Source organism: Pedobacter sp. NEAU-ZC8 (assembly GCF_059278965.1).
Map to the genome: position 1 here is coordinate 173,633 of NZ_JCAJXC010000003.1, position 22,091 is coordinate 195,723.

Annotated in this window: 16 protein-coding genes; 10 read left to right on the forward strand and 6 right to left on the reverse strand. The window is 45.1% G+C overall.

All coding sequences use genetic code 11. The features are described from left to right. Positions 1-3: 3 nt before the first annotated feature. Positions 4-2,457, reverse strand: a complete 2,454-nt coding sequence (locus AC5WJX_RS03965; protein ID WP_494483444.1) for a TonB-dependent receptor — start codon at positions 2,455-2,457, stop codon at positions 4-6. 219 nt (positions 2,458-2,676) lie between these two features. Here AC5WJX_RS03965 and AC5WJX_RS03970 point away from each other — a divergent pair, with 219 nt between their 5' ends. Beyond that, positions 2,677-3,399, forward strand: coding sequence for a response regulator transcription factor (locus AC5WJX_RS03970; RefSeq protein ID WP_494483445.1), 723 nt, complete (start codon positions 2,677-2,679; stop codon positions 3,397-3,399). Positions 3,400-3,415: 16 nt separating this feature from the next. On the opposite strand, the gene AC5WJX_RS03975 is transcribed toward AC5WJX_RS03970, so the two are convergent. Beyond that, on the reverse strand, positions 3,416-3,712 hold the full coding sequence (locus AC5WJX_RS03975; protein ID WP_494483446.1) for a hypothetical protein: 297 nt from the start codon (positions 3,710-3,712) through the stop codon (positions 3,416-3,418). Positions 3,713-3,934: 222 nt separating this feature from the next. On the opposite strand from AC5WJX_RS03975, the gene AC5WJX_RS03980 reads away from it, so the two are divergent. Genes AC5WJX_RS03980 through AC5WJX_RS03995 form a run of 4 tightly spaced genes read left to right on the forward strand, consistent with a single transcriptional unit; the run spans position 3,935 to position 11,256 of the window. After that, positions 3,935-5,206 (forward strand): Gfo/Idh/MocA family oxidoreductase, encoded by a 1,272-nt coding sequence (locus AC5WJX_RS03980; protein ID WP_494483447.1) that lies wholly within the window; start codon positions 3,935-3,937, stop codon positions 5,204-5,206. Between the two features lie 48 nt (positions 5,207-5,254). Further along, complete coding sequence (locus tag AC5WJX_RS03985; protein ID WP_494483448.1) at positions 5,255-8,680, forward strand: DUF1080 domain-containing protein; 3,426 nt, start codon at positions 5,255-5,257, stop codon at positions 8,678-8,680. Between the two features lie 26 nt (positions 8,681-8,706). Beyond that, on the forward strand, positions 8,707-10,161 hold the full coding sequence (locus tag AC5WJX_RS03990; RefSeq protein ID WP_494483449.1) for a Gfo/Idh/MocA family protein: 1,455 nt from the start codon (positions 8,707-8,709) through the stop codon (positions 10,159-10,161). A 9-nt stretch (positions 10,162-10,170) separates the two neighbouring features. Then, positions 10,171-11,256 carry a Gfo/Idh/MocA family protein gene (locus AC5WJX_RS03995; RefSeq protein WP_494483450.1) on the forward strand — a complete coding sequence of 362 codons (1,086 nt, stop codon included), beginning with the start codon at positions 10,171-10,173 and terminating at the stop codon, positions 11,254-11,256. Positions 11,257-11,300: 44 nt separating this feature from the next. Here AC5WJX_RS03995 and AC5WJX_RS04000 read toward each other — a convergent pair whose 3' ends face one another. Beyond that, positions 11,301-11,576, reverse strand: coding sequence for a hypothetical protein (locus AC5WJX_RS04000; RefSeq protein ID WP_494483451.1), 276 nt, complete (start codon positions 11,574-11,576; stop codon positions 11,301-11,303). A 35-nt stretch (positions 11,577-11,611) separates the two neighbouring features. Next, positions 11,612-13,414 (reverse strand): glycoside hydrolase family 15 protein, encoded by a 1,803-nt coding sequence (locus AC5WJX_RS04005; RefSeq protein WP_494483452.1) that lies wholly within the window; start codon positions 13,412-13,414, stop codon positions 11,612-11,614. Between the two features lie 141 nt (positions 13,415-13,555). Here AC5WJX_RS04005 and AC5WJX_RS04010 point away from each other — a divergent pair, with 141 nt between their 5' ends. Then, positions 13,556-14,758 (forward strand): multiheme c-type cytochrome, encoded by a 1,203-nt coding sequence (locus tag AC5WJX_RS04010; protein WP_494483453.1) that lies wholly within the window; start codon positions 13,556-13,558, stop codon positions 14,756-14,758. 14 nt (positions 14,759-14,772) lie between these two features. Here the strand turns inward: AC5WJX_RS04010 and AC5WJX_RS04015 are convergent, their stop codons facing one another. After that, a complete protein-coding gene (locus AC5WJX_RS04015; protein WP_494483454.1) occupies positions 14,773-15,540 on the reverse strand; it encodes an oxygenase MpaB family protein in 768 nt (255 codons plus the stop codon). A gap of 117 nt (positions 15,541-15,657) precedes the next feature. Here AC5WJX_RS04015 and AC5WJX_RS04020 point away from each other — a divergent pair, with 117 nt between their 5' ends. Together AC5WJX_RS04020 and AC5WJX_RS04025 are read left to right on the forward strand one after the other, a co-directional pair. After that, positions 15,658-17,619, forward strand: coding sequence for a sialate O-acetylesterase (locus AC5WJX_RS04020; protein WP_494483455.1), 1,962 nt, complete (start codon positions 15,658-15,660; stop codon positions 17,617-17,619). 135 nt (positions 17,620-17,754) lie between these two features. Next, positions 17,755-18,834: an acyltransferase family protein gene (locus AC5WJX_RS04025; RefSeq protein WP_494483456.1), complete on the forward strand. Its 1,080-nt coding sequence runs from the start codon at positions 17,755-17,757 to the stop codon at positions 18,832-18,834. A 7-nt stretch (positions 18,835-18,841) separates the two neighbouring features. Here AC5WJX_RS04025 and AC5WJX_RS04030 read toward each other — a convergent pair whose 3' ends face one another. Then, positions 18,842-19,126, reverse strand: a complete 285-nt coding sequence (locus AC5WJX_RS04030) for a hypothetical protein (RefSeq protein ID WP_440429393.1) — start codon at positions 19,124-19,126, stop codon at positions 18,842-18,844. 148 nt (positions 19,127-19,274) lie between these two features. Between AC5WJX_RS04030 and AC5WJX_RS04035 the strand changes: the two genes are divergently transcribed. Then, on the forward strand, positions 19,275-19,826 hold the full coding sequence (locus AC5WJX_RS04035; RefSeq protein ID WP_440429394.1) for an SPRY domain-containing protein: 552 nt from the start codon (positions 19,275-19,277) through the stop codon (positions 19,824-19,826). Between the two features lie 12 nt (positions 19,827-19,838). Beyond that, positions 19,839-22,013 carry a cation:proton antiporter gene (locus tag AC5WJX_RS04040; protein ID WP_494483457.1) on the forward strand — a complete coding sequence of 725 codons (2,175 nt, stop codon included), beginning with the start codon at positions 19,839-19,841 and terminating at the stop codon, positions 22,011-22,013. The last annotated feature ends 78 nt before the right edge of the window (positions 22,014-22,091 follow it).

Sequence of the window (22,091 nt, forward strand, 5' to 3'; positions counted from 1 at the left end):
GGATTATGGTTCCTGGTTGTTCTCTTCACGATCATCCCAGTCTTCTTTTTGTTCCTTTTCACGATCCTGGCCACCAAAGCGATAGCTGAAGGTTAACATTGCCATACGCAAGGACCTCCGGTCACGGAAGTTACGGATAAACTGTTCTGTTTGCGTGTAGCCGCCGAACCGCCGTTGATTGAACACGTCACGTACATTTAGCAGAAGGCTACCTTTGTTATTCAATATACTCCAACGCAGTGCTGCGTCGGTGGCAAAATTGCCGATTGAGCGTCCTTGTGCCAATACCCTTGGTGCGGAATAATCCGCTCTGATCTGGGCAGAAATATCCTTTGATAGGCGGATGTTTGTAGAAAGGTTTGCATCCCAGTTTATACCTTCACGGGCCGGCAGGTTAAATTCTGGAGCACCTTTGAATTTGTTGTAAAAGACGTTCAGGTTGCCGGTAAGATCAACTGCTTTGCCGATGCTACTTTTTGATATTAATTCAAAGCCTGTCGATTCATTTTTACTGATGTTACGCCATTCTGATATCGTTGCTGCATTTGTGCCTTCGATGCGTTGGGTGATACTTTGGATAACGTCGTTCACCCTGCGGTAGTAGATCGAAGAGGTGAGGGTGGTGGTGCCGATTTCGCGTGTATAACCAAGTTCAAAGGAATGGATGTCTTCTGGTTTTAGATTCGGATTTCCCTGGCGGATGTTCAAGGGATCTGAAATATTGATAAAGGGATTTACCTGCCAGCCATTAGGGCGGTTTACACGCCTGGTATAACTGAGTTGTAGTTGCTGATCCTGTGAAAATGACTGCGTCAGAAATATACTTGGATACAGCCGGAAGTAATCCAGCCTACCTGGCGTAAAACGCTCATTTTCCGGCGTGGCTGGATCTACGTTCTCCGTGATCGTATTGAGGTAGGCCTGTTCTGCACGTAATCCGACCTGATAGCCTAGATTTTCGTTGATCCTGTTCTGGTAATTGAAGTAAGCGGCATGTACAATTTCTTCCAGGTCGAACTTATTGCTAACGTTATAGTCTGGTTGGAAATTCCCACTTATCGGATCGAAGCGCCTTGAAATTTGAGATTCATCATCTTTTTCAATGGTGGTACGATATCCTGCTTCGAATTTGCTGTTTTCACTGATCGGTCGGATATAATCAAGCTGAACATTAATGTTATCGCCACGTTCGTAGGTGTCGTTGATCTGACGATCCGCTGGACTTAGTGGATTACTGAAGGTTTGATTAAAGGTATTCACCCCGTCTTCTTTATTCTTTCCGTACGCGCCATTGATGGTCAATACCTCGCCCTCCCGTTTAAATTCTTTTTTAAAATCTAAATTTAAGTCGTATCCAAAATCATCTTCAGTTTGCCTTGCATACCGCGTACTTGTGCCATCGAGATCAGGAAGGTTCTCATAACGATAAAAGATGTTTTCATTCCGCTGGTTGTCCCGTACACTTATGTTTCCAGACACACCGATAGTAGTCGTCTGGTTTATAAAATAGTCTACACCGAGTTTAGCGGTATGGCCGGTACCTGAACGGTCACCTTCATTTTCGTTATTTATCAGTCCGTTATTTTCAAAGTACCTGGTGTCGCTGCGGCCTTCGCTAAGTCTCCTGAACTTCCTAAAATCATAGTTTCCATAGTAATTGAAGCTGCTGTCGCGATAGTTTAGGGCAATTCCTCCGTTGTAATTTCGATAGGATCCCCCGGAGGCCGTAACCGCCCCATTAAGGCCGGTGCGTTGGTTTTTCTTCAGTACGATATTAATTATACCAGACTGCCCTTCTGCGTCGTATTTCGAAGAGGGGTTGGTGATGACCTCAACACGCTGCACGGAATTAGACGGGAGGGACTGTAGCACCTGGGTGATGTCACTGCCTGCCATCGCTGAAGGCTTACCATCGATGAGTATGCGGACACTGCTGGATCCGCGCAAGCTTACTCCTCCGTCGGCATCAACAGAGATAGATGGAATGTCACTAAGCAGATCAGTAACGGATCCACTCTGTGAAACCAGGCTCTGATCAACATTAAACACTTTTCGATCAATGCCGATCTGCATATCGGGCACGCTGCCCTCCACCACAACTTCTTTTAAAACGTTCGCACCTGATATGCGTAATTTAATCTCGTTTAAATTGAGGGGTACATTTGGATCAACTTTGATTCCTCCACGTTCGTAGGTCTGATAGCCCACAAAGCCTACGCGAAGAATATAGGTGCCGGCTGGAACTGCTTTGAAGTTGAAAATCCCGTTTTCATCGGTTTGGCTCCCATCAACGGGTTTACGATCAGCCTGGTTCAGCAATGCCACGCTAGCGTAGTTCAACGGTTTTCTGCTAAGGGAATCGACTATTTTTCCGCTTATCCCTGCGTTAGTTTGTGCGTAGGTTTTGAGCAGCGAAACCGCGCTCAATAAAAAGGTTATTACAAGAAATCTGGCCATATATATCGAGCTTTCAGTTTATTCAACAAGCCCGAAGGTATAAGGTTCATATTATGATCGTTACATTCAACCTACTGGAGTATGATATCATCAGAAAGCTCAAAAAAATCTTTGAATATTCCGGATGTATGTGGATGAAATCTGAAAGTTTATTTAGTATTTTTAATACGGGGTTAGGATGATTAGCAAACAGACGTTACATATTCTAATTCCGCGAAAATGTCTCTAACAGGCGCCCTCCAACAACAGCTTTTAGATTTCCAATCAGGTATCTTTTGTTTAGGCAATCAGGTTGGAAAACAATCCTTAACGCTTACAGATCTTTGCGACTATATTCCTGGCAGTGTCATGATTCAGGATTTAGATGCTATGACAAATTTGTACATGAATAAATTTGGCTGTGACATCCTGCACCAAAGTAGCGAAGAGCTCACGTCACTTGGCGCAGAATACTTCAGAAAATTTTTCCCGGCCGAAGAGCTACTGGCGCATAAGGCTGCACTTACTGAATTCCTTGCGCTTAATGATCCTGGCAAGGTTCATTCTTTTTTGCAGCGCGTACGTCCGGATGTGGATTCTGAATACGGTTGGTATTTCACAAGCTCACGTCTGATTGCTGCTCCAGAGCATCCATCAACCACAAATCTCGTTCATATTGCTGTTCCAGTGAACACGCTAAACCTGGCTGGTTTTCGAATTGGCACAATGATAACGCATGACGATTATATTCGAAGAAACTTCCACAAGTACAATACACTAAGCACCAGAGAAAAAGAAATCATTGTTTTGATCGTGGAGGGAAAGAGCAGCTATGAAATTGCCACATTACTATTTCGATCCATACACACGATCAATACGCACCGCAAAAACATCATTCACAAGCTTGAAGTCAACTCGCTGGCGGGCCTGATCAAGTTTGCAGTAGCTTTCAATCTGGTATAAACTTCAAATGCCGGCCTTAGAATATGTCGTTGTCTGGCTTATTAAGGCTAAGATCATCCTCCGCAGTATGATTAAGTCCAGGATCCTCGGGGTCTTCAGTCTTCGTTTCGTTTGTCCCTTCGACATCCAAGGGTGTTGCATCGGCACTACTATCAGGTGCTGAGTCCGGATCTTCCGGATCAGCAGACTCATGAAAGTTTGGATCCAGTTCGTCTGTTTCTCCCGTTTCGTTTTCATTGATGATCACCGTCTGCTTGGCAGCGCTGTTGATCTTGTTCTGCTCATAATCTTCTATCGGATTTACCATGGCCATATTCAATAGATTTTAGGTTCTTAATCATTAACACTTTGGACTGGATAGGGTTTGAATTTCCTTTCTTAAGACGGAATTTGCGTATGGCTTGAAATTTCGTCACAGATTTTCTACATGCTTCTACTCGAAATTGAGTCAGAAATTCAAACTAGGAAATGGATTTTCCATTAACTTCGAAATGAACGAGAAAGTTGTTCATTCCTAATCAAATTATAAATACTAATGAACGAAAACCAACAAAACTCCAGAAGAGACTTCATCCGGAAGTCGGCGATAGGACTTGCCGTTTTCAGCATTGTGCCTAGGCATGTACTGGGCGGGCAGGGGTTTATTGCACCTAGCGACAAACTTACTAAAGCTGTAATTGGCGTGGGCAGCATGGGCAGAAACCATTTCCCATACGACGGCACGCAAGTGGTAGCCATTTGTGATGTGGACAAGCGACATATTGCAAAGTCACTGACCATGTTAGATAAGGGTGTTAAAACCTTTAGCGACTACCGGGAGATGATCAAATTGCCTGAGGTTGACATCGTACACATTGCCACCCCGCCGCACTGGCATGGGATTATGGCTGTAGATGCTGCGAATGCCGGTAAAGACATCTGGTGCGAAAAGCCGATGACCCACACCATTGGTGAGGGAAAGCGGGTTATGGAAGCTGTACAGCAACATGGAAGGATATTCCGGCTGAACACCTGGTTCAGGTTTAAAGACAATTTCTATGGAATGGGCACTCCGGTTCGGCCGATCAAAAAGCTGGTCGATAGTGGGCTATTAGGCTGGCCGCTGAAGGTCACGGTGAGCAAACACACCGGTTTCGACTGGAAATTTTACTGGATAGGTAAAGATAACCTGGCACCAGAACCAGTTCCTGCAGAACTGGACTATGAAGCATGGCTTGGGCCAGCACCCTATAAACCGTATAATGCACATCGCGTACACCAGACCTTCCGGGGCTATTGGGACTATGATGGTGGCGGATTGAGTGATATGGGACAACATTACCTTGATCCAATCCAATACTTTTTAGGTAAGGATGATACCAGTCCGGTTTCGGTGGAAATTGATGCGCCACAACAGCATACAGATGCTGTGGGCATCTGGAATAGAATCACATACACCTATGCTGATGGCTGCCAGATTATACTGGATGGGGAAGGTAAAGATGCAAATGTGCCATACATCGAAGGACCTAAAGGAAAATTATACCCTGGATTCAAATCGGATATTCCAAATCTGGAGCGCAAACTTGCGGCATTTCCGGAACCACCAGAGCAAGTGACTGACTTTTCTCAGGCGGTAAGAACCAGGAAGCAGTTTGCCTTAAACGAGCAGAATGGGCATCGTTCATGCACCCTGATCAATATAGGACTTGCGGCACTTCGGCTGGGGAGATCATTAAAGTTTGATCCCGAACAACAAGTGTTTGTAGATGATGATGCAGCAAACCGGATGATCAATCCAGTGATGCGTGCGCCATATATTATATAAGGCTGTTCTCCATTCAGACAATCCATTAAAATACCTTACAATAGAATCATGTTTAAAAGATCAATATTCTTAATGCTGGCATTGGCCTCCTTCCAAATTTCTGTACATGGACAGGCGAGTTCAGACCAGCGTACGGTTACGACTAAGGTGGCCGATCTACTGGCACAGCTGCCCGCCCGGGATGCGAAGCAACTCCAGGGCAATATGCTCGAGATTGAGCAGCTTGGACAAGAGGGTTTTCTGACCCTTATCTCTGGACTTTCCAGTGCGGGGCAGGGCAATAATGCGACCCTCGAATATGCCATCGGTGGTTACTCCGCCTTTGTGACACAAAGAGGCAAAGAAGCCCAACGTGGCCAAGCCGTACAGGCTTACATTACGGCCTTAAGTAAGGCGGGTGATCAGCAGGTTAAATCATTCCTGATCAGCCAGCTTGAACTCATAGGCAAAGAGGATGCAGTCACTACGCTTCAGCAATATTTAAATGATGAAATGCTTGCAGATCCTGCTTCAAGAGCATTGGTGAAGATTAACACCCCAGGTGCAAAAGCGGCCTTGCTTGCCGCACTGCCGACGGCTCAGGGGGCAGCTAAACTTTCCGTGATAGAAGCTCTTGGCCTGAGTGGCAACAAAGAAGCGGCAACGGCCTTGAATAAATTAGTTCAAACTAACGATGTGAAACTACAGAAGGTGACGCTCGCTGCTTTGGCAGATCTTGCTGACCCTTCCTCTGCAGATTTACTTTTTTCAGCTGCAAAAAACGCAAACTTTCACTATGACCAGGGCGGATCAACCGCGGCCTTGCTTGAATATGCGGCTAACCTGCAGAAACAGGGGAACAATGCTCTGGCTTTAAATACTGCTAAGAAGATACATGAGCAGGTACAGGCAGAAAACCAGTTACATGTACGTACTGCAGCCTTAAACATCATGTATCTTGCGGATAAAGCAAAAGGCATGGAGCTGCTTCTTGATGCTATGGGGGATAAGCAAATGGAATACAAGGCTGCTGCATTGAAGTTTGCAAGCGCTGATGTAAGTGAAGCGAATAGCGCTTTGTGGACCAAGAAGATGGGTAAAGCTGATGACCAGACCAAGGCCGCTATTGCTGCTATGTTAGGTCAGGCAAATGCAAAGGCGGCGCTACCTGCACTGGTTAAACTCATGAAAAATAAAGATGCAGGTGTAAAGCAGGCAGCGATACAAAGTGCCTCGCAGCTTGGTGGTGCCTCGGTGATACCAGATTTGTACAATGTGATGCGCAAGGGAGACAGTGCTTCGATCACGGGAGCATCAAATGCTTTATTACGCATGAAAGGCGATGGCATAACCAATCAGTTGGTTGGGTATCTTCCGAAAGCAAAACCAGCGGTGCAGGTGGCACTATTGGATGTGCTTGCAGCAAGAGGAGCTAATGAGCATATTGAAGCAGTTTATACTTACCTGGAAGCAAAAGATCCTGCTGTACGCAGCGCTGCGTTTGCTGCACTGAAACATGTAGCATCAGAAAAGGATATTCCACAACTGTTCAGCCTGCTAAAACAGCGGCCGGCAACGTCAACGGAATCCGTAGCCCTTCAGGACGCAGTGATTTCCGCATTAAAGGATACACAGCAGACCGAAGCACAGCTTGCTGTGGTGCTGCAAGAGCTGGCATCGGCTGCTCCGGAGCATAAGCCTGCCTATTACCGTATCCTTGCTGCCCTCGGCGGAACTAAGGCACTTGAAGCGGTTTCTGCCGCTTATGCCTCAGGAGATGAAACAAGTAAAAACGCGGCAATTTTAGCCTTAGGCTCTTGGAAAGACTTGCAGTCGCTACCAGAACTGCTGAAGATCAGCAGAATGGCGACAAGCACGCAGGCCTTGGATCAGGCATTAACCGGATATCTGCGTCTGGTGCGTCAGGCAGCTTTTACGCCGGAGCAAAAATATCTTAAATTAAATGATGCTATGTCAGTGGCAAAAACAAACCAGCATCGCATGGCGGTCCTTGCTGATCTGGAACAGGCAAAAACCTTCAACGCGGCGGTATTAGCGGGGAAATTTCTTGATGATCCGGAACTGAAACAACGGGCTGCATCAACGGTAATGTCCATCATTCTCGCCGATAGCATCTATCATGGCAGCATCATCAAAGATCTGCTTAATAAAACCATGAATACCCTTCAGGGTGGCGACAGTGAATATCAAAAGCAAGCCATTGTAAAATACATGAACGAAATGGCAAAGGGAGAGGGCTTTGTACCGTTGTTTAATGGTAAAGACCTCACTGGCTGGAAGGGCTTGGTTGAGAACCCCATTAAGAGAGCCAAGATGGATGCTAAGACCCTTGCTGCCGCCCAGGCTAAAGCGGATGAGCTGATGCATAAAGGCTGGAAAGTGGAGAATGGTGAGCTGCGCTTCCAGATCCATGGTGATAACCTGGCTACGGTAAAGAAGTATGGTGATTTTGAAATGCTGGTAGACTGGAAGATCATTGACGATAAAAAGCAAAATGGAGATGCCGGTATTTACCTTCGCGGCACCCCACAGGTGCAGATCTGGGATACGGCACGGGTAAAGGATGGCGCACAGGTGGGCTCCGGTGGCCTGTACAACAACAAGATTCATCCAAGCAAACCATTGAAAGTGGCCGACAATGCCCTTGATGAATGGAATACCTTCCGTATCCTGATGAAAGGTGACCGCGTAACGGTTTACCTGAATGGAGAGCTGGTGACCGATAATGTGATCCTGGAGAATTACTGGGACAGGACGCTGCCGATATTTGCTGAAGAGCAGATTGAACTGCAGGCTCATGGCTCACCCGTTGCCTATCGAAATATCTACATTCGCGAAATACCAAGAGTTAAACCTTTTGAACTTAGTGCAAAAGAGAAAAAAGAAGGTTTTAAAGTACTTTTTGATGGCACCAATATGCATGAATGGATCGGAAATACAACCGATTATGTGATTGAAGATGGCGATATGGCCATCCGCCCGAAACCAGGTAAGGGTTCTGGTGGCAACCTGTTCACAAAAGATCAGTACAGTGACTTTATCTTCCGATTTGAATTCCAATTAACTCCCGGAGCAAACAATGGTTTGGGCATCCGGGCACCGCTTGAAGGCGACGCCGCATATGAGGGTATGGAGTTGCAAATTCTTGATAATGATGCTCCAATTTATAAAGACCTGCATGTATACCAATATCATGGGTCCATTTATGGAACGGCTGCTGCCAAACGTGGCTTCCTAAAGCCAACTGGTGAGTGGAACTATGAGGAAGTTATCGTAAAGGGACCTAAGATCCAAGTGATCCTAAACGGCACCAAGATCCTGGATGCTGATATTACTGAGGCACGTAAGAATGGTGCTGCTGATGGTAAGCCACATCCGGGCCTTAAGCGTGACAGTGGACATATTGGCTTTTTAGGTCACGGTTCGCCGGTGAAATTCAAAAATATCAGAATCAAAGATCTAAGTAAAAAATAATCACCCGATAAATAGAAATCGTTAAAATGACTGAAAAGAAAGAAGATTCAGCTTTAAGTTCAAGAAGAAATTTCATAAAAACAGCGGGTTTGGCGGCCGCTGGTTTTATGATTGTGCCAAGGCATGTACTTGGCGGAAACGGCTTTACGGCACCTAGCGACCGGCTTCAGGTCGCTGGAGTTGGTGTTGGAGGCAAAGGTCAAAGCAACATTGCCAACATTTATAAAGGCGGAAAAGCCGACATCTCATTCCTGTGTGATGTTGATGACCGTCGTGCCGCTGCAACCGTTAAAAACTTTCCTAATGCAAGGTATTATAAAGACTACAGGGAGATGTTAGATCGTGAGGGCAAAAACATAGATGCTGTGGTGGTTTCAACGCCAGACCATAACCACGCGATGATTGCGATGGCTGCCATGCAGCTGGGTAAACATGTTTATGTAGAAAAGCCCTTGACGCACGACATCTATGAAGCACGTAAACTGACGGAAGCGGCTGCGCGTTACAAGGTTGTTACCCAGATGGGTAACCAGGGTGCCTCAGGTGACGGCGTTAGGCAACTACAGGACTGGGTAAATGGCGGTGTCATCGGTAAGGTAAAGGACGTTTACTGCTGGACTGACCGGCCTTCCTGGCCCCAGGGAATTTTGTGGCCACAAACATCTGGGCAGGTGCCCTCCGAATTAGATTGGGATCTTTGGTTGGGCAGTGCGCCCTACCGCCCCTATGTAGAAAAGCTGGTGCCATTTAACTGGCGCGGCTGGTGGGATTTTGGCACCGGGGCAATCGGGGATATGGGTGCACACCTTGTAGAGCCCCCGTTTCGCATTCTCGAACTTGATACGCCAATAGAAGTACAATGCAGCGTTGGAAGTATCTATGTTGATGAATTTAAACGTGGCTATTTCCCAGACAGTTGTCCACCTTCAAGTCATATAATCATGACTTTCAAAAAAACGAAAAAGACTAAGGATGATCTGAAAATCCACTGGATGGATGGGGGTATCAAGCCCGAAAGACCTGAGGAACTTGCCCCAAACGAGGCGTTCGGAGCAAATGGCGTGCTTTTCGAAGGTACCAAAGGCAAAATGATCTGTGACGTATACGGGGCAAATCCACGACTGCTTCCTTTATCACGCACGAATGAGGTGCGGGTAAAACAAAGCGTGGAACGTGTTCCAGGTAGCGTTGACGGACATTATTGGTCCTGGGTGGAAGCTTGCATCGCCGGCTATGGCAAAATGCAGTTAAGTTCTCCATTTGAGATCGCTGGCCCACTTACCGAAACCTTATTGATCGCAAACCTGGCCATCAGGGGAACAGACGTTCAAAAGCCAACAGCGGATGGAAAGCGGTTTACTTATCCTGGTCGTGACATCAAACTACTGTGGGATAAGGAAAATCTACGGGTAACGAACTTCGATGAAGTAAATCAATTTGTTAAAAGAGAATACCGCCAGGGTTGGAGCCTCGGCGCATAAAAGCATAATATGGAACAAGAAATTAAGAACCTTAGGGTACTGGTTGTTGGCTGCGGAAACATGGGTGCATCACATGCCATGGCATACCACCTTTTGGATGGCTTTGAAATCTGCGGTCTGGTGTCAACCGGCACTAGCAAAAATAAACTAAACGACAAGTTGGGCGGGGGATATGAATTGTTCTCCGACTTTGAGACAGCCATTATTGCAACAAAGCCCGATGCAGTTTGTATTTCAACTTATCCGGATACCCATGAAGCTTTTGCGATCCGGGCAATGGAACAAGGTTGTCACGTGTTCATTGAAAAACCACTGGCAGATTCCCTTGAAGGTGCTAAGCGTGTGGCAGCGACGGCAGTTAAATTTAATCGTAAACTTTTGGTAGGGTACATTTTACGCTATCATCCATCCTGGCAAAAATTCATTGAGGTTGCACAGGAAATGGGTAAACCTTTAGTTATGCGGATGAACCTAAACCAGCAAAGCAAGGGTTCTAAATGGACAGTTCATCGTAATCTGATGAAGAGCTTAAGTCCTATCGTTGACTGCGGGGTTCACTACATTGATGTTATGTGTCAGATGACGAACTCGAAACCCGTGGAAGTTACTGCAATTGGTGCACGTTTAACAGAAGAAATCCCGGCTGGAAATTACAATTACGGACACCTGCAAATTCGCTTTGAGGATGGTTCTGTGGGTTGGTATGAGGCAGGGTGGGGGCCGATGATCAGTGAAACGGCTTTCTTTGTAAAGGATGTGTTTGGACCAAAAGGCGCAGTATCCATCGTGGCAAAGCAAGCAGCATCCGCTGGAAACTCAGATGTTATCGATGCACATACCAAAACAGAATCGCTGAAAGTTCATTACGCAGATCTGGATGAGCATGAAGAGTTCTCCAGACCAGATGATTGGATTGATCTTAGTGATGAACCAGACCATCAGGAACTCTGCAACAGGGAACAGCGTCACTTCTTAAAGGCAATAAAAGAAGATCTTGATCTTAGTCAGCCGACGGCAGACGCGATCAATAGTTTGATGGTTGCATTTGCAAGTGACGAGTCTGTAAAAACAGGCCAGGTTGTTCGCTTACATTAAGCAAACATCACAACCAAAATATTAGCGATTAGTGGCAGATGGTCCTACAGCTGACTGATGTAACCACTAATCGCTAATCCCAAACGTTCTACCAGCTCATCTTCTACAAGTCCGTCTGTTTGTTCCCAACATTCAGGTGCATCACAGGTCTTCTGCAGCGTACAGAGGTGTTCATCACCCGAAACCACGATATAGGTGTCATTACATGGTACCACCAATAAGTTACTATGATCACCTGTTTCATAGAGATCTACCTCAATATGAAAAGCCTCTTCAGGTTGTTCTGAAGCTTCAAACTCAAATTCGTCCATTTCGTTCATATTTCGATAACAGTTAAGTTTTTAAATAGTTCAACTTAAATCCGGTCAAGCTGTTTATCCAGTTCCAAGGCTGCACTGATCAAGGCCAGGTGGGTAAAAGCTTGAGGGAAGTTACCGAGGTGTTCACCGCGTTTTCCAATCTGCTCACTGAACAGGCCCAGGTGATTGGCATATCCAGTCATTTTTTCAAAGTACTCCAGTGCTTTGTCGGTTTCCTTGTTCTTGGCAAGTGCTTCTATAAACCAAAAAGAACACATATTGAAAGTGCCTTCCTTTCCATTGAGGCCATCTTCACTATGATAGCGATAAACCAGCACGTCTGTGCTAAGCTGTTCTTCAATCACGCGCATGGTGGAAAGCCACCGCGGTTCGTCAGCAGTTATAAAGTGTGTAAGTGGCATGAGCAGGGCAGAAGCGTCCACAACTTTTGCGCCTCTATATTGCACCCAGGCACCGAGTTCTTCATTCCAGAAACCATCATAGATATCTTTATAAATTTTGTCGCGGATGGATTTCCATTCCGGACCTGGATAAGGGAAGGAGCGATCTGTGGCTATTTTAATTGCGCGATCCATAGCTACCCAGCACATCAGCCGGCTGTGCAAAAACTCTTTTTCTCCATTTCTAAACTCCCAAATACCATGGTCGGGTTTCTCCCAGTAATCGATAACACAGTCGATGTGTTTTTGAATGGTAAGCCAAAGTTCATAATTGATCTTCGTATGATTCTTATTATAGATGTAGATGGTGTCTATAAGTTCGCCATAGATATCCATCTGAAACTGGTCACGTGCGGCATTTCCAATCCTCACCTTTCCACGCCCCATATAGCCTTCAAAGTTCTCCAGCTCAGTTTCTTCCATGACCTTTTCGCCATTTATGGCATACATCAGGTGCAGCACCGGATCGGCTGAACGCAGCTGAATCCATTTAAGAAAACTTGCAGCTTCTTCAGTGAATCCCAGGCGAAGAAAGGCATACATGGTAAATGCAGCGTCTCGAATCCAGGTAAATCGGTAGTCCCAATTGCGATCTCCTTCCATGCTTTCCGGGATGCTGAATGTAGGTGCAGCGACCATGGAGCCATGCTCAGTAGAGGTTAAAAGCTTCAGTGTAATTGCTGAGCGTACGACGAGATCTGTGTACCGGCCGGAATAGGTAGATTTGCTGATCCATTTTTTCCAATAATGAACCGTATCCTGATAAGATTTATGTTGATAAAATTCCAGATCATGTAAAAGATCTGACTGTGTTCGTTTTACAGATTCCAGCACAATGAGCGCTTCTTCACCGTGATTCAGCGTGACCTCCGCGAAGCCGTCTCTTTCATTGTGCTGCAATGGAAAGTCTGCGAGTAGTCGAACCATAGCGTCGCCGTCGTTAACCGCACAAAAATTCAGTTCGTTAGCACCTTTTTGGTGAATGTCGTGTGCTGCACGGGCATAATCGAACCGAGGTTCACATCTGATTTTATAGGTAACTTTCCCCCTGATGGTTTTTATTTTACGTACAATGGCGCAGAAGCTGTTTCCATTATTTCCAGTTACCGGCATGTAATCGGTGACTTCAGATATCCCTTCATCGGAGAAAAATCTGGTTAGTAATATTGCCGTACCTGGAATATAGAGTTGTTTTGTTCTACTAAATCTAAGTTGTGGGGTAACAGAAAAACTACCGCCATTATCATGATCCAACAGCTTGGAAAATATTGTTGGGGAGTCAAAACTCGGGAAACACATAAAGTCTATTGCGCCCTCTAAGGAGACAATTGCAACGGTTTTCATATTCCCGATAATCCCGTAGTCTTCTATAGGAAGGTAGTTCTTTGTCTTTGCCATAGTTAAAAGTTAACATCCACGAAAACAAATTTGTTTGCGGAAGCCGAAGGGCGGGATCTGGCATTCCAGCAGGACTTGGTTTATTTTAAAATATTTGTAATTTAACCAACCATTTACCGACCCAAATAAACCAGATATTTCATGCGTCAACGGCGTTTCGTCCTACTGCTATTTGTCTTAACGACTGTACTTATTGTCATTGTACAATGCACACAAATACAAAGCAGCGATCCACGAGGGGTGGCCTACGCCGGGAGTACGGCCTGCATGAAATGTCATCAGGACCTCAGTAGCAATTTTGCTCATAATGCTCATTTCAGAACTTCCAGGGATCTGCTGGCTGACAGTGGAACGGTAAGAGATGGTAAATATCTGGACAGTTTAGCCTTACCGGTAAGTGAGTTTATTTTTAATGCAGGCACAAGAGTGGGCATTGAGAAAAGGAATGGCAGCCTGTACCAGGTTGCGTACGTGAATGGTCGTGAAGTTAAAGCGGAGCGTACTGAAGTTGTTTTTGGATCTGGCAACCGGGCTTTCACTTTTGGTTTCTGGTATGGAGATCAGATGATGCAAATGCCACTGAACTACCTGAGCAGAGCACATCAGTGGGTAAACAGTCCTGGTTTTCCTGATGACCAGATCTACTTTGGACGGCCGATAATTGCACGTTGTTTAGCGTGTCATAGCTCCTATATTGAACAAAAGCCACAGCAACCGGATAGATTAAACGCAGAAGAGCAATTTGTAAAAGGCTCAATGATCTCAGGTATAGATTGCGAGCGGTGCCATGGCCCTGCTGCCGAACACGTAGAATTCCACCTTGATAATCCAGAAGAGAAGCGGCCATCGCACATGATCAGCTATAAGGATCTGCCTTTAAGTCGAAGGTTAGACATGTGTGGTTTATGCCATTCAGGTACTGAAGTTCAAGCCAACGGATCAAAGTTCGCCTTTGAGCCGGGAGATACACTGAACCATATCCCCCAGTTTAACACCTTTAATGGCGGTGAACCCGATGTACACGGCAACCAGATGCAACTGCTCAAAGCCAGTCCCTGCTTTATTGTTGGGAAGGCCGACTGCATTTCCTGCCATGATATCCATGATGATAAGCCAAAGAACATTGCCCTATATTCGAACAAGTGTATGACCTGTCATGAGGCTGACAACCATCCCAAGTTAAAAGGTGTAGGGGAGGCGGTGCTCAAGCAAAACTGCATTGACTGCCATATGCCAGAAAAAAGCTCTAGTGTAATTGGGTTTCAGAAAAGCGACAGTAAAGAGAAGATCCCTTATCAGCTCAGAACCCATCGAATTGCGATATACAAAGATCTCGTAAAATAGCTGACCCGGACCGGTTAACGGCTTTGAATAACATCTAAGTCTACGATTTGTGCCTTGTAATCCTTAGGAAGAATAATGTTCCTCAAGCGTTGATCCAGCTTAAATAGTCTGCTGAATTTATACAGCACCAACATTGGCTTTAATAGTTGTAACCTGCCCAAGTTGAGTTCCCCACGAACCTTTTCAGGCACCACCAGCAATTGTGCTTGCTTTAAGATCCAATACCGGATTGTACCAAGGTGTTTTCGATACTGCTTATACAGGTCTGTAGTTAGGCCGCTTTTCTGAAGATCCTGCTGCAGATGTTGATGCCGTGCGGGTAACCATTCGTGATAACTAGATGGTAAGTTCTCTATCCCCATCCGCATACCCATACGATTGAAGACCTCGAAAACCTCTTCCTTTTCCTCGGGCTTAAGTTTCCGCTCCAGTAGTTCAAAAGATCTAATGGAATAGTCAATCAACATGAATAAGACATCGCGATAGGCCCATGCTGGTATTTCTGCTCCACGGCTATTTTCAACTGTTTTGTGAATGTGGGAGATCCTGTCTATAACCTGCAATGCTTGCTCATATTCAGCGAAAACAATGCCGCGCGCGTAAGAAACGGTTGAGAACAATCTGCCCAGTGGATCCGCAGGGAGACGACCTGTAAAGTACAGCCAATCTACAGCCTTGTTTAGCGCAAATTCGGCAGAAGCACCAGCGAAAATAAATAATATGGTGTCGCCTTTACCCCATATTCTTCGGACAATAGAATTTTCATCTACAAAATAGCTCATGACCAATCGTTTGCAACTTGTTCCAATGTATATGCCAAATTCAATTAACGACCTCCAAATTGGACCTGTACTTATATCAATTATGTATATTGAACATCAAATTTAAATTACAACAATATGCGTTCATCTTTTTACTTCATTCGAAAACTCTTGCTGTGGATTGCGTTACTGGGAACGGGCAATTTAGCTCTTGCACAGCTCCGCCTGCCGAGGGTTTTCAGTGATCACATGATTCTGCAACGGACCAAGCCGATCCCGGTCTGGGGGAGTGCAAAAGCTGGTGAACGAATTACCATTGAATTTGCTGGGCAGCGTTATCATACAAGAACTGGAAGAGATGGCAAGTGGCGGGTACAAATGGCAGCAATGAACGCAGGGGGGCCATATGTAATGTCGGTGTCTGGGGAAGAAAGTACAAAGGAAGCTTTGACATTTAAGGATATTTTAATTGGGGATGTATGGATTGCTTCAGGTCAGTCCAACATGGAATGGCAAGTGTCGCAGAGCCAAAATGCGGAGCAGGAAATTAAAAACGCCAACTATCCAGCAATACGGTTTTTCAATGTGCCACATGCCAAGCAAGTAGTCCCACAGGATACATTGGCTGGCGGATCCTGGGTTTCGATGGATACTGCTGGTATTAAGACTGCATCGGCGGTCGCATATTTCTTTGCACGATCGCTGCATGGAAACTTAAAGGTGCCGATCGGCATTGTGCAGTCAACCTGGGGTGGCACACCGGTTGAAGCCTGGACAAGCAGGCCCAAATTGCTCGAGTCGCCCATAACAAAGTCGCGGGTGATGACGAACGATTCTATTACAGCGGCTCATTTTGTCAAAGACAGCCTGGATCTTCTTAAATTTTGGGACATTGTTTATAAGGCCGACACTTCGATTGTCAGCAGCGTAACTGGTATGGCATACAACGATAGCCATTGGAGAACCATCGAGATGCCAGCAACACTTAAGGACATGAATATGCCGGGCTATGAAGGCATTGTCTGGCTTAGAAAAGAGCTAGCTGTGGGCGCCGATATACCAGAGGCACCAGAGGCAGTGGACCTGAGCATTGAACTTGGACATCCCGAGATGAACTACTCTGTGTATATCAACGGGCAGGAGATCGCAAAAACGGTATGGAACGCCAATCTCAGTCATAAGTATACCATACCGAGAGGCTTGCTTAAGAAGGGCAGAAACGTAGTCGCCGTACGAATGGCTTTCCTATGGGGCGGAGGCGGCTTTAATCCCGCTTCCGATGGTATGTACGTTAGCGCCGGAAATACCCGGTTCAGTTTGGCAGGCACCTGGAAATTCATGACTGATTTGGAGGCATCTCTACCGACCATAAAGAACTATCATCGCTATCCAAGTTACCTGTACAATGCGATGATCAATCCCATTGTTTCGTATGGTGCAAAAGGATTCCTTTGGTATCAGGGAGAAGACAATGCATCTGCTCCAGATGAATATAGAAGTTTATTTCCAATGATGATCAGAGACTGGCGCGAAAGATGGGGCCAGGGTAATTTGCCATTTTTGTATGTACAGCTCGCAAACTACATGAAACGCCAGGAGATGCCCGGCGAAAGTGACTGGGCAGCGTTACGGGAGGCACAAACGATGACGTTATCGGAACCTAATACGGGGATGGCTGTAATTATCGATGTCGGTGCGGCCGATGATATCCATCCAAAGAACAAACAGGAGGTTGGGCGGCGCCTGGCGTTGCTGGCTAAGAAGCAGGTTTATCAGCAGAATATACAGGCACAAAGCCCGGTTTACAAAAACCATCAAATTGAAGGGCAGCGGCTGCGTGTTACTTTTGAAGAGACAGGGAAAGGATTGAAGACCAGCGATGGCAAAGAAGTAAAGGGTTTTGCTATAGCTGGCTCTGACGGCAAGTTCCATTGGGCGGAAGCAAGTATACAAGGTAATAATGTGATTGTGTCCGCACCCGGCGTAGCCAATCCCGTAGCGGTAAGATATGCTTGGGCAGACAATCCTGTCTGCAACCTGGTTAATAGCGCCGGACTTCCTGCGGTACCGTTTCGTACAGACCCGCCAAAAAATAAGTAAATTATAGCGCAGCTTTAACACCTGGTGATTAGCGCCTTCGGATCTGTGAAGATCATCATAGAGCGAAATGGCTGCTGTAAGTTTGTGGTGTTCAATTCAGGATTGTTATCTTGCAGCAAAACTTAATGAATATACATGTTTGACCCCAGTGCCAGAACCCAAACCCTTCCGTCGAAACATCATTTTGACACCTTAGATGGATTACGCGGGGTGGCCGCGATAGCGGTTGTAATCTTTCATTTTATGGAAATCATATACCCGGATCCCAGCCAGAATTTTATCGGGCACGGATTTATGGCGGTTGATTTCTTCTTTTGTTTATCGGGATTTGTTATGGCCTATGCTTACGATGACCGGCTTAAAAAAATGGGTTTGTCGACCTTTTTTAAGGCAAGAATAATCAGGTTACATCCTTTGGTTGTATTTGGATCGGTTTTAGGATTATTGGCCTTTTTGTTTGACCCATTCGGCGGAAATCCAGAAGCTTACAGTGCTGGTCGGCTTATGTTGATTTTTATCTGCTCGATGCTGATGATTCCTTTTCCAGTGATGGAAGACCGGTTTTTTAACCTGTTTGGCTTGAATGCGCCTTCATGGTCATTGTTCTGGGAGTACATTGCGAATATTGTTTATGCATTAGTTTTGGTTAGACTGCCTCGCAAAATCTTGTTGATTTTGCTCGTATTCTCGGCAGCTTGGCTGTATTATGTTGCATCCAGTGCCGGCTCGCTGTTAGGTGGATGGGCTGGATCAAACTTTTGGGATGGCGCAGCTCGGATTTCCTATTCTTTTCTGGCAGGCATGCTCATTTTTCGTTATAACCTGATTCTTCGAAACGGACTCGGGTTTCTGGGTATGACGGTTTTGTTGAGTATTGCATTTCTGATGCCTTCAAACTGGGGCTGGCCAGCGGAGCTTGCCATTGTTCTGGTATATTTTCCGCTGATGATTATGTTGGGTGCCGGTGCAATAACGGGCTTGGCGGCTAAGAACATATGCAAGTTATCTGCAGACATATCTTATCCGCTATATATGACCCACTATGCCGTGATGTTTATGTTTTTGCATTATTACACCGCTAACAAACCTCAGGGATTTTTTCTTGGCGTTATAGTTATCGTTGGATTGCTTTTGCTGCTGCTTTTTGCGTACTTGACCATGAAGTTTTATGATCTTCCAGTTCGACGATATTTGAGTGATAAAATAAAAAAGTAAAATGCAATTAATTTGCCTCGGAGATATTCGTAATTACCTGTGTAAGTTCCTCTGGCAGTTGTTTGCTCGCAGCAATTACACTTTCCTCTTCACTTTCAGTCGCCGGAGTATAGAGGATGTAAAAAGCATATTCAGCTTTTGCGCTGTCTGAATGAATGCCCCTGCTTGCAGAAGTCAGGCTCGTTAAGTTGGTTTCGAGAATATGAACATCTTTGTTTTCAGCCAACCAGCTGTTAATATCAGCCTGAAGCATTGCCGTATCAAGGGAGGAGAAAAGCTTGATTTTTTTCATGGTATAGGTGTTAGTTGTACCTGTATTTCACAATTTTCAATCCACTTTGCTGGAAATAAATTGGATACATACCACGTTAGCCAACAAAGTGCCAAGTTTTACGTTAAGTTATAATATTTACAGAGGCCTATATAAAAATTGAGAACGTATGAAAAAGATTTATCTTTTACTTTTTTCATTTATCATGTTCAGTTGCAACAATCAGGAAGCGCAGCAAATGAAAGCTCGAGGCATTGCGCTTGAAAAACTGCGGGACTCGCTTTTGGTTAAGGAACGCGAGCTTGATCTTAAAGCTCAGGAGTTGGAAAAACGAGAGCAAATGTTGGATACTACAAACAGCAATGTTCCTGAAGGCATTATTAACCCAAACCTTACCGGCAAATGGCAGGTTAAGATGACCTGTGTTGAGACCAATTGCTCCGGCTCAGCAATAGGAGACGTAAGGAATGAGCAATGGAATTTGTCGTACAGAAATGACCTGTTCATTGTTGAGGGGATGACTAATGGGGCTGTAAATACGCTTTACACCGGACTCTATAACGGGAGTGAATTGCAGTTGAATGCGGACAACCAGGCAACCGGAACTGTAATTTCAATTGTCCTGACACCAGCTGAAGGTGGAGTCATGGTTGGACGCCGCGAGGTTACCCAAGCAGGAGGATGTAAGATCTTCTACAGGCTAAACTTGAATAAACTATAGAATCGGATATTTATGATATTATTGAACATAGACTATTCGTTGCCATTTGCAAACCCGGTGATCATTTTCACCATTGTACTCTTTATAATTCTTTTTGCTCCGATCATCTTTAGTAAAATTAAGGTTCCTCATATTATTGGGCTGATTTTAGCCGGGGTGATCATCGGTCCGCATGGTTTGAATCTCCTTAGGCGGGACAGTAGCATTGTATTATTCGGTACCGTTGGTTTGCTGTATATCATGTTCCTCGCTGGATTGGAAATTGATCTCTCGGAGTTCAAAAAAAACCGGAACAAGATTATTTTCTTTGGGCTTACTACATTTGTGCTACCCTTAACGGTCGGGATCTTAGCCTGCTACTATATACTTGGTTACGGATTTCTTTCTGCGCTGCTTCTTGCATCGATGTTTTCTACCCATACGCTCGTATCTTATCCAATTGCCAGTCAGTATGGACTTGCCAGTAAACAGGCTGTCACGCTTACTGTAGGGGGGACGATGATCACCGACATTTTAGCTTTACTTATCCTTGCAGGTGTTGCGGGCATTACAAAAGATGATGTTTCAGGAGCTTTCTGGATTCAGCTTGGCCTTTCCTCAATAGTGTTCGTTTGTATTGTATTCTTCTTATTTCCGGTCGTTATCAGATGGTTTTTTAAGAAATATGAAGATAGTGTTTCACAATATGTGTTTGTACTTGCCACGGTCTTTCTGGCTTCTTTCCTGGCCGAAGCCGCTGGACTGGAGGCAATTATCGGGGCGTTCTTTGCGGGGTTGGTTCTAAACAGCTTTGTTCCACATTCCTCTCCGTTGATGAATCGTATTAACTTTGTTGGGAATGCCTTGTTCATACCATTTTTTCTCTTAGGGGTTGGAATGCTGGTTGATGTATCTATAATTGTACGCGGTTGGGGGGCGATGAAAGTTGCGGGGGTGATTACCGGGGTAGCTATAATAACCAAGTACATCGCTGCTAAAGCAACTCAAAAGGCATTCAAGCTAAGTAAAACAGAGGGTAACTTGATATTTGGACTGAGTACCTCGCATGCTGCAGCGACATTAGCCATTATACTCGTTGGCTACAACATTATCATTGGAGAAGCACCAACCGGTGAACCAATAAGGCTCTTGAACGAAGATGTATTAAACGGAACAATTTTACTGATTCTGGTAAGTTGTGCGGTAAGTTCCTTTGTCGTAGAAAGTGCATCGAGCAAACTAGTATTAGAAGCCAATGATGTTCAGGAGAACATTCCCCAATTAGGCGACAGGAAGATACTACTTTCGTTGGCTTATCCAGACAGTGTCGCGAGCATCGTAGACCTTGGACTTATGCTGAAACCTAAGAAAGCCATGAGCGACATCTTTGCCTTGCATGTGGTAAATGAAGAAGCTATAGATGGTGCAAGCCATGAAAAAGGGAAAAAGCTACTCGATCGAGCAATAAATCATGCTTCTGCTACAGATAATACGATCATTCCCCTTACCCGATTTGATGCAAGTGCGAGCAATGGTATTGTATATACGATTAAGGAATACAACATCACGGATGTCGTCATTGGATTACACCAGAATGCCGGCAGAGATGATTTCCTAGGGCTTAAAGCAGAAAACATTTTGAAACGAGTACGCGAAACAGTTCATATCTATAAGCCACATCAGCCCATAAATACCATAAAGAGGATGCTGGTTGTGGTGCCGCCAAATGCGGAACTGGAACCTGGATTTATCCACTGGCTCAGCAACATTATTACCTTGGCTGAACACAGTGCGCTTTCGACAACATTCTATGGGGCGGAGCGGACATTAACGCAAATTCGGCAGGCCGGGCTGCGCATTTCCCCTCAACTTTCCATGATGTTTAAAGAATTTAATGACTGGGATGACTTCTTAATCTTTTCTCGTGAAATCAGAAAGAATGATTTGTTTGTTATTGTATCCTCGCGGAAAGGTCATGTTTCCTATTTGAGGCAGCTAAATAAATTGCCTCATTATTTGATCACCTACTTTGATCAAAATAGCTTTTTAATTATCTATCCAAAGCAGCTGGATATGGGGCTTGACCTTGCGGATATTCAGCCTGCAAAGGACAATGTGATCGAAAGTATCGGAAACAGACTTGGCACCTTGGGTAGATTCAGGCGCGTGATTCAAGGTCGACTTGGCAGAAAAGAGAAGCGGCAATGATCTCCGACCATTACCGCTCCATTTAATTAACGCTCTCGTGTAATATTACGCCGGATAAACATCAATATTATATCAGAT